This is a genomic window from Kitasatospora sp. NEAU-69 (assembly GCF_057158765.1).
Genome location: NZ_JBWXUE010000023.1, coordinates 95675 through 111399, shown reverse-complemented (window position 1 = coordinate 111399; position 15725 = coordinate 95675). Strand labels below are relative to the sequence as shown.

Sequence of the window (15725 nt, the reverse complement as noted above, 5' to 3'; positions counted from 1 at the left end):
GCGTCAGCTCGGCACGGTCAGTTCGGCGCGCCGGTCCACGCCAGCAGTCGGTCCAGCTCCCAGGTCGTGATCACCCGCTCCGCCGGCACCCCCGCCTGGGCCGCGCGCACGCAGCCGTACTCCTGCCAACTCAGCTGCCCCGGCGCGTGCGCATCGGTGTCCAGCGCGAACAGGCAGCCGGCCTGCTCGGCCTGGCGCAGCAACCGCATCGGCGGATCCAGCCGCTCCGGGCGGGAGTTGATCTCGACCGCGGTCCGGTACTCGGCGCAGGCCGCGAAGACCTCGGCCGCGTCGAACTCCGACTCGGGGCGCTCCTTGCCGCCGCCGCGCCGGCCGTCACCGGCGGCCACCAGGCGGCCGGTGCAGTGGCCGAGCACATCGACCAGCGGATTGCGCACCGCGTTGACCAGTCGGCGGGTCATCGGCCGCGCCGCCATCCGCAGCTTCGAGTGCACCGAGGCGACCACCACGTCCAACTCGGCCAGCAGCTCGTCCTCCTGGTCGAGCGAACCGTCCTCCAGGATGTCGCACTCGATCCCGGTGAGCAGCCGGAACGGCGCCAGCCGCTGGTTCAACTCCGCGATCACGTCGAGCTGTTCGCGCAGCCGCTCGGCACTCAGTCCGCGTGCCACGGTGAGCCGCGGCGAGTGGTCGGTGAGCACCGCCCAGTCATGCCCCAACTCCACTGCCGCGCGCGCCATTTCCTCGATCGGGCTGCCGCCGTCCGACCAGTCGGAGTGCAGATGACAGTCGCCGCGCAGGGCTGCCAGCAGCGCCGCGGCGGCCGGGTCCAGCTCGACCAGCGGGCCGGCCGCCCGGGCCTCCAGCTCGGCCAGGTACTCCGGCACGGCGCCCTCGCGCGCCTGGCTCACCACAGCGGCGGTGACCGGTCCGAGCCCGGGCAGTGCGGCCAGGCCGGCCGTGGTCCGCGGCAGCTCGCCGCCCGCCCGTTCCCGCTCCCGCAGCGCCGCCGCGGCCTTGCGGAACGCCTGCACCCGGTAGGTCGAGGCCTGTTCGCGCTCCAGCAGGAAGGCGATCCGCTCCAGCGCGGCGATCGGCTCCATCACCATTCCCTTCCCTCTCGGCAGTCCCGCCATCATCGACGCCCGGCCATGAGCCCGCCCGGCCGACGCGCCGAGCAGCCGCGCCACCCCCGCCCCGCCCGGCGCGGCTGCCACCATCGACGCATGCCCGACCCGAGCGCCACCGTGACCGAGGTGGACGGCCGCCGACTACGCCTGACCCACCTCGACCGCGTCCTCTACCCGCACACCGGCCACACCAAGGCGGCCGTGCTGCACTACTACGCGCAGGTCGCTCCGTTCCTGCTGCCGCTGCTGGCCGGGCGCCCGGCCAGTTTCCTGCGGCTGCCGGAGGGTGTGGACGGCGAGCGGTTCTGGGCCAAACGGGTGCCGCCGGGCGCACCGAGCTGGGTGCAGGGGCTGGACGTGACCCACCATCGCGGGATGCCGCGCCAGGAGGAACTACGGCAGGTGGTGGTCGCCGACCTGTCCACACTGCTCTGGGCGGTGAACCTCGGCTGCCTGGAGTTCCACGTCCCGCAGTGGCGCGAGGACGCGCTCACCCACGACCGGCTGATCATCGACCTGGACCCGGGCGACGGCGCGGGCGTCGTCGAATGCTGCGCGGTCGCGCTGGTCGCGCGCGAGCTGCTCGCCGCCGACGGGCTGCGCGCCTGGCCGAAGACGACCGGCAGCAAGGGGCTGCACCTGACCGTCCCGCTCACCGAGACACCGGCCGACCAGGTCACCGGCTACGCGCGCGAGGTGGCCCGGCGGCTGCGCCGGGCGCTGCCCGAGCTGGTGGTCGACCAGATGGCCAAGCAGCTGCGGCCGGGCCGGGTCTTCGTCGACTGGTCGCAGAACAACAGCGCGAAGACCACGGTGGCCGCGTACTCGCTGCGCGCCCGGCCGGAGCCGACCGTCTCGACACCGCTGACCTGGGCCGAGCTCGCCGCCTGCCGGCGCCCCGAACAGCTCGCCTTCACCGCCGACCAGGTCCCCGCCCGGCTGCTCGCCGACGGCGACCCACAGGCCGGGCTCACCGATCCGGAGGCGGCGGGCCGGCTGCCATAGCCGGGTGGCCGGCCCCGCCACGTCACGTCACGACACCGCGCGCAGCGCCCGCCGCTTCCGGCCGGGCTGCTCCTTCGCCGCGCCGTCCTCTCCGTGCTCGGCCTGCTCGCCCTGTTCACCCTGCTCAGCGGCGTGCAGCGCCTGCGCCAGCTCCTCGCGCGTCATCGAGGAGCGACCGGGGATCCCGCGCTCGGTGGCCAGCTTGTAGAGCTCGGCCTTGGTCAGCGCGTCGAGATCCGGCGTCCCGGCATCCGGTGCCTTCCGCTTCCGGCCGTTCCCCGCGCTCCGCCCGCGTGCCGCCGGGCGCGCCTGCTCGCTCGCCGCCGGCGCCGCCTCGCCGGCGCCCGCACCACCGCCCTCACCGCCGGCGCCACCCGCTGCCTGCAGGCTTCGCTCCAGCACGGCCATCAGGTCCACCACGTTCGTCGTCTCGGGCATCGGCGCCGCGCTGACCACCTCCTCGCCCGCCAGCTTCGCCTCCACCAGCTCCCGCACCTGGGCGGCGTAGGTGTCCTGGTACTCCTCCGGGTCCCAGTCCGCGCTGAGCGCCTCGATCAGCTGCCTGGCGGCGGCGAGCTCCTTGGCCGACGGCTCGGCCGGGCCTTCGGGCAGGTTGTCGATCTCCCGGTGCGGATCACGCACCTCGTCCGCGTAGTGCATGGTCTGGAGCACGAGCACATCGCCCTCCGGCCGCACCGCCGCCAGGTACTGCTTGCCGCGCATGACGAACATCGCCAGGCCCGCACGGCCGGTGTCGCCGAGCGCGCGGTGCAGCAGCGCGTACACGCGTGCGTACTCCTTGCCGCGCGGTCCCAGGTAGTACGTCTTGTCGAAGTAGATCGGGTCGATGGTGTTCAGATCGACGAATCCACTGATCTCGATCGACTTGGACCGTCCGGGTGAGATCTGGTCGAGCTCGGCCGGTTCGAGGACCACGTACTCGCCCTCGGCGAGCTCGAAACCCTTGACGACGTCGCCGTACTCGACCTCCTCGCCGGTGCGCTCGTTCACCCGCTGGTTGCGCACCCGGTCCGAGGTGCCGCGCTGCAGCTGCCGGAAGTGCACCGAGTGGTCCTCGGTCGCCGAGTACAGGCCCACCGGCACGGTGACCAGCCCGAAACTCAGCGTGCCCGTCCAGATCGGTCTGGCCATCGCCGCGCACCTCCTCAGCACGCACCTGCCTGGTGGCTCCCCCGGTCTCTCAGTATTCACCCGCGCCCGTCCGACAGACACCCGTCCACCCGGACCGTCCCCGCCCGCCGGCCTCCGACCGCTGCGCGCGCTGGACGCGCCGGGCGACCTCCTCGCTCCAGGTGCTCCGCACCCACCCACCCACCCACCCACCCACCCGCGCACCCGCACACCCGCCCGCGCACCTTCGACACCCCGCCCCGCCTACCCTGAACGCATGTCAGCCACCCCGACCCGGCCCTCGACCAGGCACTCGATCAGCGACGACCTCGGGAACCTCCTCCAACTCCCCTCCCCCGTGCGGCGCGTGGTCTCCCTGGTGCCCTCGCTCACCGAGGCGGTGGCGGCGACCGCGCCCGGTCTGCTGGTCGGCGCGACCGACTGGTGCACCCACCCGGCCGACCTCGCGGTCACCCGGATCGGCGGCACCAAGAACCCCGACACCACGCGCATCGCCGAGCTCCGGCCTGACCTGGTGATCGCGAACGAGGAGGAGAACCGCGCGGCCGACCTCGACGCGCTGCGCTCGGCCGGCGTGCCGGTCTACGTCACCGAAATCCGCACGCTCGACCAGGCGTTCCGCTCCCTGGACCGGCTGCTCACCGGCGCCTGCGGCCTGCCGCGCCCACCCTGGCTCGACGCGGCCGAGGCCGCCTGGCAGGCGCTCCCCACCCCAACCGCCACCCGCACCGCCGTGGTCCCGATCTGGCGGCGCCCGTGGATGGTCCTCGGCCACGACACCTTCGCCGGCGACCTCCTGCTCCGCCTCGGCGTGCGCAACCAGTACGCCGACCATCCCGACCGCTACCCCGCCATCCCCCTGCCCACGCTGCTCGCCGCCGCCCCGGACCTGGTCGTCCTCCCCGACGAGCCGTACCGCTTCACCCCCACCGACGGCCCCGAGGCCTTCCCAGCCCACCCCGCCGCCCTGGTCAGCGGCCGCCACCTGACCTGGTACGGCCCGTCCCTCACCGAGGCCCCGGCCATCCTCGCCGCCCAACTGACCACGGACTGAGCCGCGCCCCGCCACCACACGCGGACCCGGAACAGCCGGCCCAGCGCCGGAAGTCGGCCGATCCGACGACCGGTGCAGCGCTCCGAGCCGCCGCTCAACCCCCGGATGGAGACCGCCTCTCCACCCGGATGTCCACCCACGGGTCGAGGACGAACCACAGCGGATCCGGCACCCTCGTGCCATGGCGATCACTCAGAACCCGCTCCGAGCAGTCCTCTTCCAGCACTCCCCCGGCCGGCCCGCGGACACCTCCTGTAACAGGCAGCTCCCTTTCTCATCTAATGAGGCTAGGCTAGCCTTCCTTAAGTTGCCCTGGTCTGACGGGCCAACCGGCGGCCCCGCCATGCCTCGCCGCGCCGTGCCCCGGCACGATCGGCACGGCCCGATCAGCGCGGTCCGACAGGTCGGGCACCGTCCCTGGGCGATGTCACGCCCCGAGCCGAGGACCGATCGTGCCCCTCCCCTCCCCCCGCAGCCGGCACGAGCACCGGGCCGCGGTCTACTGCTGGCCGTCCCCGGCCGACGGCGCCACCCCTGACCAGCAGGAGGGCCTCGCCCGCCGCCAGGTCGCCGAGTTGGGCCTCTCGCTCGCCGCCCACCACGTCTTCACCGACGCCCGCACCGCCGCCTGGTCCGGCGCCACCGCCGCGCCCGGCACCCGCCCCGGCTGGGAGCAGCTGCTCACCGCGCTGCGCGCCGGCGAGTTCGGGCACCTCTTCCTGCACCACGCCGAGCAGCTCGAACGGCACCCCTGCGCCTTCGACGAACTCCTCACCCTCGCCACCGAACACCACCTGCACCTCTACGGGCACCCCAGCGACCTCAACGACCCCTCCGTCCGTGCCACCCTCCGTCAGGCCACCGAGCGGGCCTGCCGGACCGCCAGGGAGATCTCCGACCGCAGCCGCCACGCCCACCGCGAGGCCGCAGCCGCCGGCCGCGCCCACGGGGGCGGCCTGCGCCGCTTCGGCTACACCCCAGGCATGACCGAACTCGTCGAGCAGGAAGCGGACGTGATCCGCGAGCTCTTCGCCCGCTACCTGGCCGGGGAGTCACTCCGCTCACTCGCCCTCGACCTGAACAGCCGTGACGTGCCGACCGCCTACGGCCGCAAGTGGACGGTCGGCGGGGTCGGCCGCCTACTGGAGGCGCCGCGCTACGCCGGCCTGCGTCCCCTGGACGGCGACTTCGTGCCCGCCGCCTGGCCCGCCTGCGTGAGCACCACCGACTGGGACGCGGCGCAGAAGCTACGCCAACAACGCGCCCGCGACCAGGCCGCCACCCGTCGTCCCCGCCGCGCCTACCCGCTGACCTCACTGGTCCGCTGCACCCGCTGCGAGCGCGCCATGGTCGGCTCCATGGTCGGCACCTACCCGACCTACGCCTGCACCTCGAACAGCAGCCTCGACTCCGACCACTGCTCACGCCACGTAGGCGCCACCTCCTTGGAGGCGCACGTGACCGAACACGCCATCAACCTGCTCGAAGCCTTCGACTCCCCGCCCCTCGCCAGCGCCCTGGCCGGCGTCCCGACCGGCCCCGCCGCCCGCTTCGGCTGGCCGCGCCTGACCATCGCCCGCCAGACCGCCGTCTTCCAGCACCTCTTCGCAGCCATCCGAATCGGCCCGTCCAGCACCAGCCGCAGCGTCTTCGATCCGGGCCGGATCGAACTGGTCCCCCGTCAACCACTACCACCACAGCGCTGACTGATCATTCACCCAGCTTGAGCCGAAGGCCGCAGACAAGGGTGTCAGTGGCGCCGGATACGGTCCGGCCCATGGCTGACACTGAACTGACCACGCTTCTCGGCGTCCTGAACAGCAAGCGCAAGCACGTCCTGGACATCCTGGAGGGCCTCGACGAGGCGGCGCTCCGGCGCCCGGTGCTGCCGTCCGGCTGGACCTGCCTCGGGCTGGTGCACCATCTCGCCCTGGACGACGAGAAGTTCTGGTTCCGCGCGGTCGCCGCAGGGGAGCAGGCGGCGATCGAGCAGATCCTCGGGTCCGGGGAGAACGCGTGGCAGCCCGCCCCGGAGAAGACGGCCAAGGAGATCTTCGCCCTCTACCGCCGGGAGGGCGAGCTCGCGGACGCCTTCCTGGCGGGCGCCGACCTGGACGCGGCCCCGGCCTGGTGGCCGGACTTCTTCGGCAACTGGCACTACGACAACCTGCGCGAGGTCATCCTGCACGTGATCACCGAGACCGCCACCCACGCCGGCCACTTGGACGCCGTGCGCGAACTCATCGACGGCAGACAGCGGTTGGTCGTCAGCTGACGGGAGAGCCGTTCAGGGTCGGTAGATGCACTCCGCCAGCGTCGCGTGCTTCTTCCAGCCCAGCGTCTCGTACAGCGCGCGCCCGGCGTCCGTTGCGCCGAGAACGCCGAGAACCGCACCCTCCTGCAGAGCATGGTCGGCGAGCGTCCGCATCACGAAGCCGCCCAGCCCGCGCCGCCGGTGGGCCTCGCCGGTCATCACCCGGTCCACGACCACGGCTTCCCCGAGGGCCGCCATCTGCCCCTTGGCCGCCTGGCCACCCGCCGCATCCAGCACTCGGACGGTGGTGACGGCTCCGATGGTCTCCACGGTCGCGGTGTACCCGTCGGGCGCGGCCTGGTGCGCGGCCACGAGGTCAACGGCCATCAGGTGTCCGGTCTCCTCCCAGGCCACCACCCACCCAGGGGGCAGCCAGGGTTCGACCTCCTCCGGTTCCGCAGGCATCTTCATCCAGGTCCGTGGCACGGACACCGAGGCGGCGGCGCTGCGGACCAGCAACTCCTCGGTCTCGGGCAGGACATGGCGCCCCACTTCATCGGGATTGTCGGCCACCTCGATGTAGAACCCCCAGGGCTTCGCCACCGGCGGGGGCGTGCCCCGGGACAGTGCCCAGCCCGCCACCCAGGTCCTGACCGTCTCCGCAACCATCCCAAGCCCTCCCGGAGTTGTGGCCCACCATCGACCAGGTAATAGTCATTAGCGATTAGCAGACATTACATCGCCAGGAGGTCCATGGCACCTGCTTTACGACCGGGCCCCCAAGACGCCAAGGCACCATGACACCAAGGCACCAGGGCACCCGGAGGACAGTTCGGGTGAGCCGGCAGCCCCCGTCCGGCTCCGCCGCTGCCACCATGACCATCGTGACCACCCGAGCCACCCTCCGCGTCGCCCACACCGCCGACCTCTCCCCCGCCACCCGGGCCGAGGCCCGGGCGCTGCTCGCGGAGGTCTTCGCCGAGCAGTACAACGAGCACGACTGGGACCACGCCCTCGGCGGACTGCACGCCCTGATCCACCAGGACGGCGCGCTGATCGGGCACGCAGCGCTGGTGCAGCGCCGGGTGCTGCACGGCGGGCGCGCGCTGCGCGCGGGCTACGTCGAGGGGGTGGTGGTCCGCGCCGACCGGCGCGGGCGCGGGCACGGCGCCACACTCCTCGGCGCGCTGGAGCAGGCCATCACCCGTGCGTACGACCTCGGTGCACTCGCCGCTTTCGAAACGGCCACCGGCTTCTACGCCGCGCGCGGCTGGCGCCACTGGCGCGGTCCCTGTTCGGCCCTGACGCCCAGCGGTATCGTCCGCACCCCCGAGGACGACGGCGCGATCCACGTCCTCCCGCTCCCCGGCTGCCCGCTGGACCTCAGCGCCGAACTCACCTGCGACTGGCGCGACGGCGACCTCTGGTGAGCTGCCCGGCCCGGGGGGCTGCCCGGCTCACCGCCCGACGATCCGCCGCATCCAGCGAGACCGGGCGGCGCGGGCGTCCTGGCTGAGCACGGCCTGCGGCGCGAGGGTGTCGAAGCCATGGAAGGCGCCGGGCCAGACGTGCAGTTCGGCCTCGCCGCCCGCCTGCCAGATCGCATTCGCGTAGGCCACGGCCTCGTCCCTGAAGGTCTCGGCCGACCCGACCTCGACGTAGGCCGGGGGCAGCCCGGACAGTTCCGTGGCGCGGGCGGGCGCCGCGTACGGCGGCAGGTCGGCGGCGCCGCAGCGCTCGCCCAGCAGCGCCTGCCACGCGGTCGCGTTGGAGGTTCGGTCCCAGGTGTCGCGGCCGGCCATCTGGTGACTGGAGAAGGTGTCGTTGCGGTCATCCAGCATCGGACTCAGGAGCAGCTGGCCGATCGGCACCGGCCCGCCACGGTCACGGGCCAGCAGGGCGAGTGCTGCCGTGAGGCCGGCGCCTGCACTCTTGCCGCCCAGGATGACGCGGTCCGGATCAACGCCCAGTCGGGCCGCGTGATCCGCCGCCCAGACAAGTCCGGCGTAACAGTCCTCCACCGGCCCGGGGTACTGCGTCTGCGGCGCCAGGCGGTACTCGACGGAGATGACGGCGAGCCCCAGCGGGCGCCCCCATTCCCGAAGCACCCCTGGCAGGACGGACCAGGCGTTGCCCATGATCATTCCGCCGCCGTGCATGTAGTACAGCAGCGGCAGCGGCCCGGTGATCCCGGCGGGCCGTGCGCTGACCAGCCTGACCTCCCCACTGCCTTGACCCATCGGCGCAGCCAGCTCCGCCACCTCGAACAGACCGTCCGCCCGGAGCTCCCGGACCGTCGGCCTCGGCCGGGCCATGGCGTCCCGCTCCTGCCTGCCCGCAAGGCCCTCGGGGGTGAGCGGTTCCGTCGCCGCCACGTCCATGGCCGCCAGTACGGCGAGAAGCTCCGGATCGAAGGGCGGCGCCTGCCGAGGCACAGACGCAGCACCACGCTCCAACCGCTTGCCGTCGCCACCCATGAAGATCCCCCAGGTCGAGGGATGCCCGGTGACACCCCGACCGGGACAGCCTGCCAGTCCGACCACGCCGCGCGGAACACCCCCGGGCCGGCCGCACACACCAGCTCACCCCCAGCCGCCAGATTAGTTGTGTGCCTATAATAGTTGTATGGCAATAACTAGAAGCTCTGCCGCCCTCGCCGCCACGCGGCGAGGCGCCGGCCCGCACCAACTCGACCACCGTGGGCGGATGCTGGTGCTCGCGATCTGCTGCATGAGCCTGTTCATCGTCGGGCTGGACAACACGATCGTGAACGTCGCCCTCCCGGCCATGCAGCGTGACCTGCACGCCTCGGTCGCCGGGCTGCAGTGGATCATCGCCGCCTACACGGTCGTGCTGGCCGGGCTGCTGATGCTCTCGGGATCGACCGGCGACCGGATCGGCCGCCGGCGCACCTTCCAGACCGGACTGGTCCTGTTCGCACTGGGTTCGCTGCTCTGCTCACTCGCGCCGAACCTGGGCTGGCTGGTCGGCGCGCGGGCACTCCAGGCGGTCGGCGGCTCGATGCTCAACCCGGTCGCGATGTCGATCATCACCAACACCTTCACCGAGCCCCGCGAACGGGCCCGGGCGATCGGCGTCTGGGGCGCGGTGATCGGCGTCAGCATGGCCCTCGGTCCGCTGCTCGGCGGCATGCTGGTCGGCGCGGTCGGCTGGCGGGCGATCTTCTGGATCAACATTCCGGTGGGCCTGGCCGCGCTCGTGCTCTGCGCGCTGTTCGTCCCCGAGTCCCGCGCCGAGCGGCCGCGCCCGCTGGATCCGGTCGGCCAGCTGCTGGTCATCGTGCTCCTCGTCAGCCTCACGTACGGCCTGATCGAGGCGCCGGCCGCCGGGTGGACCTCCGCGCAGACCCTGGGCTGCGGCGCGGTCGCGGTGCTGACGCTGCTCTGCCTGGTGCCCTACGAGCTGCACCGCGCACAACCGCTGCTCGATCCCCGCCTGTTCCGCAGCGTGCCGTTCGCCGGGGCGACCGTGATCGCGGTCTGCGGGTTCGCCTCGCTCAGCGGCTTCCTCTTCCTCAACACGCTGTACCTCCAGGACGTGCTGGGCTACTCCGCCCTGCACGCGGGCCTGGTGACCCTGCCGATGGCCGGGCTGACCGTGCTCTGCTCACCGCTGTCCGGCCGCCTGGTCGCCGGCGCGGGCCCACGGCTGCCACTGATCCTCGCGGGGTCCACGATGGCGGCGAGCACCTGGCTGATGACCGGCCTGAGCGCACACACCCCGTTGTGGCACCTGATCGCCGCCTACCTGCTGCTCGGTCTCGGCTTCGGCATGCTGAACGCACCGATCACCAACACCGCCGTCTCCGGCATGCCGCGTGCCCAGGCCGGGGTGGCCGCCGCCGTCGCCTCCACCAGCCGTCAGGTCGGCCAGTCACTCGGCGTCGCGGTGATCGGGTCCCTGGTCACCTCCGCCGTGCACGGGCCACTGCGCTCCGGGTTCCCGCAGGCCAGCCACGTAGGCTGGTGGGTCGGTACGGTGTGCGGCGTCGCCGTGCTGCTGCTCGGCGTCCTCACCACCGGCCGTTGGGCCGGGCGGACCGCCGAGCGTGCGGCGGCGCGGCTCGCCCAGGGGTAGACCGCCAGGGGCGGACGAGGAGAGCGGACAGGGCATGACCGACGGCACAGCGGACAGCACGGAGCACAGCGAACACGCCACCGCGAGCGAGACCGTGGGCGACGGTACGGCCGGCCGGGTCTGGGCTGCCATGTCCTACCTCGTGCTGCGGCACGAGGACCGCCGCAAGGAGGTCGCCGACACGCTCGGTGTGAGCTTCTTCCGTGCCAGGGCGCTGCGCCGCCTGCTCGCCGGCCCGCTGACCATGCGTGAGCTGACCGCGGTCCTCTCCACCGACAAGCCCTACACCACGCTGGTCGTCGACGAGCTGGAACGGCGCGGCTACGTGGAACGCACCGTCCACCCCGAGGACCGTCGCTCCAAGATCGTCACGCTCACCCCGGCCGGCGCCGCCGCTGCCGAGCAGGCCGAACGCATCCTGAACCGGCCACCGCGCTCGCTGCTCGACCTGGACCCCGAGGAGCTGGCCGCCCTCGACCGGATCATGACCAAGCTGCAGTCCCCGGACGCCTGACCACCCCGACCCCGCGCCTAGCCGGACGGCGCGGCGAGCCTGGCCGCCCGGATCGTGAGGTAGTGCCGTTCCGGCAGGCTGCTCGTGCGGTTCGCGGCTGCGCGGTAGTCCTCGATCGCGGCCTGCCGGTCGCCGGCCATCTCCAGCAGATGGGCCCTGGCGGCGTACAGGTGGTGATGCCCCGCCAGCCGTCGGTCCGACTCCAGGGCGCCGATCAGGTCGAGACCCACCGCCGGGCCGTGCACCATCGCGGCCGCGACGGCGCGATTGAGCGACACCACCGGCGAGGGGGACAACCCCTCCAGCACTCCGTACAGCGCGAGGATCTGGGGCCAGTCGGTCTCCTCGACCGTCGCCGCCTCGTCATGCACGGCGGCCACCGCCGCCTGCACCTGGTACGGGCCGACCGGCCCCTCGGGCAACGCCGCGGTGATCAGCGCGACCCCCTCGGCGATCGCCTCACCGTCCCAGAGCCGCCGGTCCTGCTCGGCCAGCGGGATCAGCTCGCCGCCCGGACCGGTGCGCGCCGGGCTCCGGGCGTCGGTCAGCAGCATCAGCGCGAGCAGCCCGGTGACCTCGCTGTCCTCGGGCAGCAGGCCGTGCACGGCCCTGGCCAGCCGGATCGCCTCCTTCGAGAGCTCGATGCGCTGCAGTTCCGGGCCGCTGCTGCTGGTGGATCCCTCCGTGAAGATCAGATAGAGGACGTGCAGCGCCGCACCGAGCCGAGCCGCCCGGTCATCCGGACCGGGCAGCTCGAAGGGGACGCCGGAGCTCTTGATCCGCTGCTTGGCCCGGCTGATCCGCTGCGCCATGGTCGCCTCGGGCACCAGGAAGGCCCGCGCGATCTCGCTCGTCGTCAGCCCGCCCACCGACCGCAGAGTCAGCGCGATCGCGGACGCCGGCGACAGCGCCGGATGGCAGCACATGAGCAGCACGGTCAGCGTGTCGTCGCGGTCCGCGGCCTCCGCCGCGTCCGCCGCCGACGCCGGCAACCGGTCCGACGCGGCCAGACCGGCCGCGAGCTCCTCCCGGCGGCGGCGGGCCTGCTCGCTGCGCACCTGCTCGATCATGCGGCGGCTCGCGACCTGGATCAGCCAGCCGCGCGGATTGCGCGGCAGCCCCTCGTCCCGCCACTGGGTCACCGCGGCGAGCAGCGCCTCCTGAACGGCGTCCTCGGCGGTGTCGAAGTCACCGAACCGCCGCGTGAGCACGCCGACGACCTGCGGCGCCAGTTCGCGCAGCAGGTCCTCGACGCTCCCATTCGCACTCGCACTCGCACTCGCACCCACGCTCAAGCCCGCCTCGCCCAGTGCTCACCGCACCGCAGGTTCACAGCACTGCGCGCTCACAGCTCCACGGGCGGCGCCGACATCACCTGGCGCACCTCGATCGGCATGCCGAGCGGCGCGCCACCGGGACCGGGCGCGGCCGAGACCGCCGCGGCGATCTCCACCGCCCGCTCGGGCCCGTCGCAGTCGACGATCCAGTAGCCGGCCAGGAACTCCTTGGTCTCGGGGTAGGGACCTTCGGTGACGACGGGCACTCCGCTCCGGGCGCGGACGATCTTGGCCGTCTCCGGCATCGCCAGCCCCTGGGCGTCGACCAGTTCCCCGGATTCGGTGAGCTTCCTGTTGGTCTCCATCATGAACGCGATGTGCGCCTTGAGCTCCTCGGCGGTCCACGTCCCGATCCCCGGGAAATCCGCCGTCGCCTCGCTGAACTGCATCAACAGCATGTACTTCATGGCCCGTCTCCTCCAGACCTCCGCGCCCCGACCGGGCGCTCTCACCGATAGGTAGAAGCACGCGCGGCGATTTCGACATCGCCCGACCCACATTCTCAGCGGGCCGACCCCACATTTCTCAGCAGGGCGTTCTCAGCAGGGCGGCGCGCCGGTCGAGGTGTCCACATCGTCGAACAGCTCCAGCATCCGGCCGAGCACCCGGACGCACGCGGCGACGTCCGCGTCGGTGAGGTCGCCGCCGACCTCGCGCAGCAGCGCGTGCTCGCGCCCGGTCACGGCGGTGATCGCCGCCAGGCCCTCGTTGGTCAGCCGGATCAGCGAGGAGCGCTGGTGGGCGGGGTTCGGAATGCTCACGACCAGGTTCCGCGCGGCGGCGTCGTTGACCATCCGCTGCACGAACTGGCGGCTCAGCGACTGGGCGCGGCCCATCTGGGGGACGGTCATCGGCCCGTGCTCGTTCAGCAGGTCCAGGACGGCGCGCACGCCGACCGAGAGGCCCTGCGTGGCGTCCTGCTCGATCTTGCGCTGAACACGCCGGTAGAGCGGCCCGACGAGCGCGAAGACCTCCATCAGTCGCTCCGGGAGCTCATCGGGGGAAAGACGGCGGTCGGCGGGGTCGGTTCCAGTCACCCCACCATGATGGCATGTGACAACCGGGTTGTCATTGTCGCGAAGACATGGCACCTTGGTTGTCATGACTGATGCTTCGATCTCCACCCCCGGTTCGTCCTCCATCGCCGCTTCCGCCGCCGCTTCCGCCGACCTGCCCGCATTCGAGACCTTCGAGTCCTCGGACGGCCCGCTCGCCTACCGCGACACCGGCCCGCGCGACGGGCAGCCGCTGGTTCTGCTGCACAGCGTCTTCGTCGACCACACCCAGTTCGACAACCTGCGCCCCGCACTCGCCGAGCGCTACCGGGTCATCACCCCGGACGCCCGCGGACACGGCTTCTCCGCCAACGCGAGCAAGCCGTTCCGCAACGCCGACGACCTCGCCGCACTGCTGCACCACCTCGACCTCGGCCGTCCCGCGGTACTGGTCGGTGTCTCGATGGGCGGGATGATCGCGGTAGACACCGCGATCGAACACCCCGAGCTGGTCCGGGCCGTGGTCATCAGCGGCCGCGGGATCGGCGAGCCCGACCTGAGCGACCCGTGGTCCACCGCCGTCGCCGAGCGACAGATGAGCGCCCTGATGTCCGGCGACATCCCCGGCTACCTGGACGGCTTCGCGCAGTGGATCCCGGGCCCGCACCGCGACATCGCCGAGATCGACCCCGAGATCGTCCGCCAGGTCAAGGAGATGGCGCTGCGCACGCTGATGAAGCACAGCCCGGACGAGCCGGACCTGCGCATCCCGGTGGCCGACATCGCGACCCGCGCGGCCGGGATCACCGTCCCGGTGCTGGCGATCAACGGCGCCCTCGACGTGGCGGGGCTGCTCGCGACGGCCGACGCGGTCATCGCCGCCGTCCCGAACGGCCGCACCACGCTGCTCGACGGCGTCGGCCACTACACGACGATGGAACAGCCGGAAGCCTTCACCCGGCTCCTGGAGGCCTTCCTCGACGAGTTGCCCAAGGCCTGACGCGTGACCCCACACATCGGGCCCACCGGCCGTCAGGCCGGGTCCACCTCGGCCCGCAAGGCGTTGTAGTCCGCGAAGGCCGCCTCGACCGCGGCCCGGGTCAGGCCGTACCGCGACAGCTCGTAGCTGTGCGCGCGGCTGCCCTTGGGCCGGGCGGCGACCTCCGGGAGCCGGGCGGCGTCACCGTCGGTCCACCGGGCGCCGATCGCCTGGTAGAGCTTCGGCGCGCCGGCGGCCGGGTCCGAGCCGAGCCACGCGTACGGGACGTCCACCAGCGCCTCTCCGGGTATCGCGGCTCGGGCGGCGAGGCCCCGCGCCATCGAACGGCTCAGCAGTTCGAGCCAGGTGGCGCCGATGCCGGGCAGGTCGAGGGGGTGCCGGGTGATCGCCATGCCGTGCTCGACCAAGCTGCAGAACGACGCCACGACGGCGACCGGATCGCGGTGCGTCCAGACGATCGTGGCATCGGGGAAGACCGTCCGGAGCGCATCCAGGTTCTCGGTGTGCATCGGCGACTTCAGCACCCAGCGGCGGCGGGGGCGGCCGTACTGGAGCACCTGGAAGACCTGCTTGAGGTGGCGGTAGTCGGGGACGAAGTCCCGCTGGTAGTGCCGGGCCTGGTACGCCGGTATGGACGCCTGGGACAGCGGCATCACGGTGTGCGGAAGCGCGAATGTGCACTCCTCGGGCCCGTCCGCGACGAGCGGGTGGATGTCATGGAAGCGCGGGGCGAACCGGTTGATGTCGCCGACCATCCGCCGTGCTTCGGCGATCGCCCGCTGCCGCTGCTCAGGCGGGCCGTCCAGGTCGGGGGTGAGCAACTCCCAGAGCAGCGGACATCGGTGCTCGCGCGAGAGGGAGAGCACGCCGTGGGTGAGCGTGGTCGCCGTCCGGGGCAGGCCCACCACGAAGACCGGCCGCTCGACGGGCTCCTGGCCGATCGCCGGGTTCTCGGCGATCAGCCGCCGGATCCGGACCCGGTTGGCGAGGTGCCGGCGCACGTGGTTCTGCGCGGACAGCCAGCCGACCGGCGTGAGTCGCTCGTCACCCGCCCAGTGGCGCAGCAGGAACCGGAAGTCGTCGACGAAGAGTCCGTCCCCGTCCGCCTCCCCGGTCGTGGCGACCAGCCGGTCGAAGGCCTGGTCCGGGCTGCGGCGGGAGCCGAAGCGCGGCCGAAGCAGCAGATTGGCGACGGTGAGCGCGAGAGGGGTGGCGGACACGGAAG

At 72.6% G+C, this 15725-nt stretch carries 16 protein-coding genes; 8 read left to right on the top strand and 8 right to left on the bottom strand.

Annotated features, from left to right (window positions below; all coding sequences use genetic code 11):
• Window positions 1–17: 17 nt before the first annotated feature.
• Window positions 18–1064 (bottom strand): PHP domain-containing protein, encoded by a 1047-nt coding sequence (locus AC060L_RS25560; RefSeq protein WP_483801250.1) that lies wholly within the window; start codon window positions 1062–1064, stop codon window positions 18–20.
• Between the two features lie 123 nt (window positions 1065–1187).
• On the opposite strand from AC060L_RS25560, the gene ligD reads away from it, so the two are divergent.
• Complete coding sequence (gene ligD / locus AC060L_RS25555; protein WP_483801249.1) at window positions 1188–2096, top strand: non-homologous end-joining DNA ligase; 909 nt, start codon at window positions 1188–1190, stop codon at window positions 2094–2096.
• 27 nt (window positions 2097–2123) lie between these two features.
• Here ligD and ku read toward each other — a convergent pair whose 3' ends face one another.
• Window positions 2124–3248, bottom strand: a complete 1125-nt coding sequence (gene ku / locus AC060L_RS25550; RefSeq protein WP_483801248.1) for a non-homologous end joining protein Ku — start codon at window positions 3246–3248, stop codon at window positions 2124–2126.
• Window positions 3249–3504: 256 nt separating this feature from the next.
• Here ku and AC060L_RS25545 point away from each other — a divergent pair, with 256 nt between their 5' ends.
• From AC060L_RS25545 to AC060L_RS25535, 3 genes are all read left to right on the top strand, one after another.
• Window positions 3505–4302: a helical backbone metal receptor gene (locus tag AC060L_RS25545; RefSeq protein WP_483801247.1), complete on the top strand. Its 798-nt coding sequence runs from the start codon at window positions 3505–3507 to the stop codon at window positions 4300–4302.
• A 452-nt stretch (window positions 4303–4754) separates the two neighbouring features.
• The gene (locus AC060L_RS25540) at window positions 4755–6008 is read left to right on the top strand and encodes a recombinase family protein (protein ID WP_483801246.1); all 1254 of its coding nucleotides are present in this window, start codon (window positions 4755–4757) and stop codon (window positions 6006–6008) included.
• Window positions 6009–6079: 71 nt separating this feature from the next.
• The gene (locus AC060L_RS25535) at window positions 6080–6577 is read left to right on the top strand and encodes a DinB family protein (RefSeq protein ID WP_483801245.1); all 498 of its coding nucleotides are present in this window, start codon (window positions 6080–6082) and stop codon (window positions 6575–6577) included.
• A gap of 12 nt (window positions 6578–6589) precedes the next feature.
• Here AC060L_RS25535 and AC060L_RS25530 read toward each other — a convergent pair whose 3' ends face one another.
• Window positions 6590–7225, bottom strand: coding sequence for a GNAT family N-acetyltransferase (locus AC060L_RS25530; protein ID WP_483801244.1), 636 nt, complete (start codon window positions 7223–7225; stop codon window positions 6590–6592).
• Between the two features lie 206 nt (window positions 7226–7431).
• Between AC060L_RS25530 and AC060L_RS25525 the strand changes: the two genes are divergently transcribed.
• Window positions 7432–7986 carry a GNAT family N-acetyltransferase gene (locus AC060L_RS25525; protein WP_483801281.1) on the top strand — a complete coding sequence of 185 codons (555 nt, stop codon included), beginning with the start codon at window positions 7432–7434 and terminating at the stop codon, window positions 7984–7986.
• A gap of 27 nt (window positions 7987–8013) precedes the next feature.
• Here AC060L_RS25525 and AC060L_RS25520 read toward each other — a convergent pair whose 3' ends face one another.
• Entirely contained in the window at window positions 8014–9033 is a 1020-nt protein-coding gene (locus tag AC060L_RS25520; RefSeq protein ID WP_483801243.1) for an alpha/beta hydrolase, read from the bottom strand.
• A gap of 148 nt (window positions 9034–9181) precedes the next feature.
• Here AC060L_RS25520 and AC060L_RS25515 point away from each other — a divergent pair, with 148 nt between their 5' ends.
• Both AC060L_RS25515 and AC060L_RS25510 read left to right on the top strand, forming a co-directional pair.
• A complete protein-coding gene (locus AC060L_RS25515; protein ID WP_483801242.1) occupies window positions 9182–10654 on the top strand; it encodes an MFS transporter in 1473 nt (490 codons plus the stop codon).
• Window positions 10655–10688: 34 nt separating this feature from the next.
• The gene (locus AC060L_RS25510) at window positions 10689–11168 is read left to right on the top strand and encodes a MarR family winged helix-turn-helix transcriptional regulator (protein WP_483801241.1); all 480 of its coding nucleotides are present in this window, start codon (window positions 10689–10691) and stop codon (window positions 11166–11168) included.
• A 17-nt stretch (window positions 11169–11185) separates the two neighbouring features.
• Here the strand turns inward: AC060L_RS25510 and AC060L_RS25505 are convergent, their stop codons facing one another.
• The 3 genes from AC060L_RS25505 to AC060L_RS25495 form a co-directional block, all read right to left on the bottom strand.
• Complete coding sequence (locus tag AC060L_RS25505; RefSeq protein WP_483801240.1) at window positions 11186–12457, bottom strand: RNA polymerase sigma factor; 1272 nt, start codon at window positions 12455–12457, stop codon at window positions 11186–11188.
• A gap of 56 nt (window positions 12458–12513) precedes the next feature.
• Window positions 12514–12912 carry a YciI family protein gene (locus AC060L_RS25500; protein ID WP_483801239.1) on the bottom strand — a complete coding sequence of 133 codons (399 nt, stop codon included), beginning with the start codon at window positions 12910–12912 and terminating at the stop codon, window positions 12514–12516.
• A gap of 132 nt (window positions 12913–13044) precedes the next feature.
• Entirely contained in the window at window positions 13045–13482 is a 438-nt protein-coding gene (locus AC060L_RS25495) for a MarR family winged helix-turn-helix transcriptional regulator (RefSeq protein ID WP_483801280.1), read from the bottom strand.
• Window positions 13483–13606: 124 nt separating this feature from the next.
• On the opposite strand from AC060L_RS25495, the gene AC060L_RS25490 reads away from it, so the two are divergent.
• Window positions 13607–14500: an alpha/beta fold hydrolase gene (locus tag AC060L_RS25490; protein WP_483801238.1), complete on the top strand. Its 894-nt coding sequence runs from the start codon at window positions 13607–13609 to the stop codon at window positions 14498–14500.
• Window positions 14501–14532: 32 nt separating this feature from the next.
• Here the strand turns inward: AC060L_RS25490 and AC060L_RS25485 are convergent, their stop codons facing one another.
• Window positions 14533–15720 (bottom strand): sulfotransferase family protein, encoded by a 1188-nt coding sequence (locus AC060L_RS25485; protein ID WP_483801237.1) that lies wholly within the window; start codon window positions 15718–15720, stop codon window positions 14533–14535.
• Between the last annotated feature and the right edge of the window lie 5 nt (window positions 15721–15725).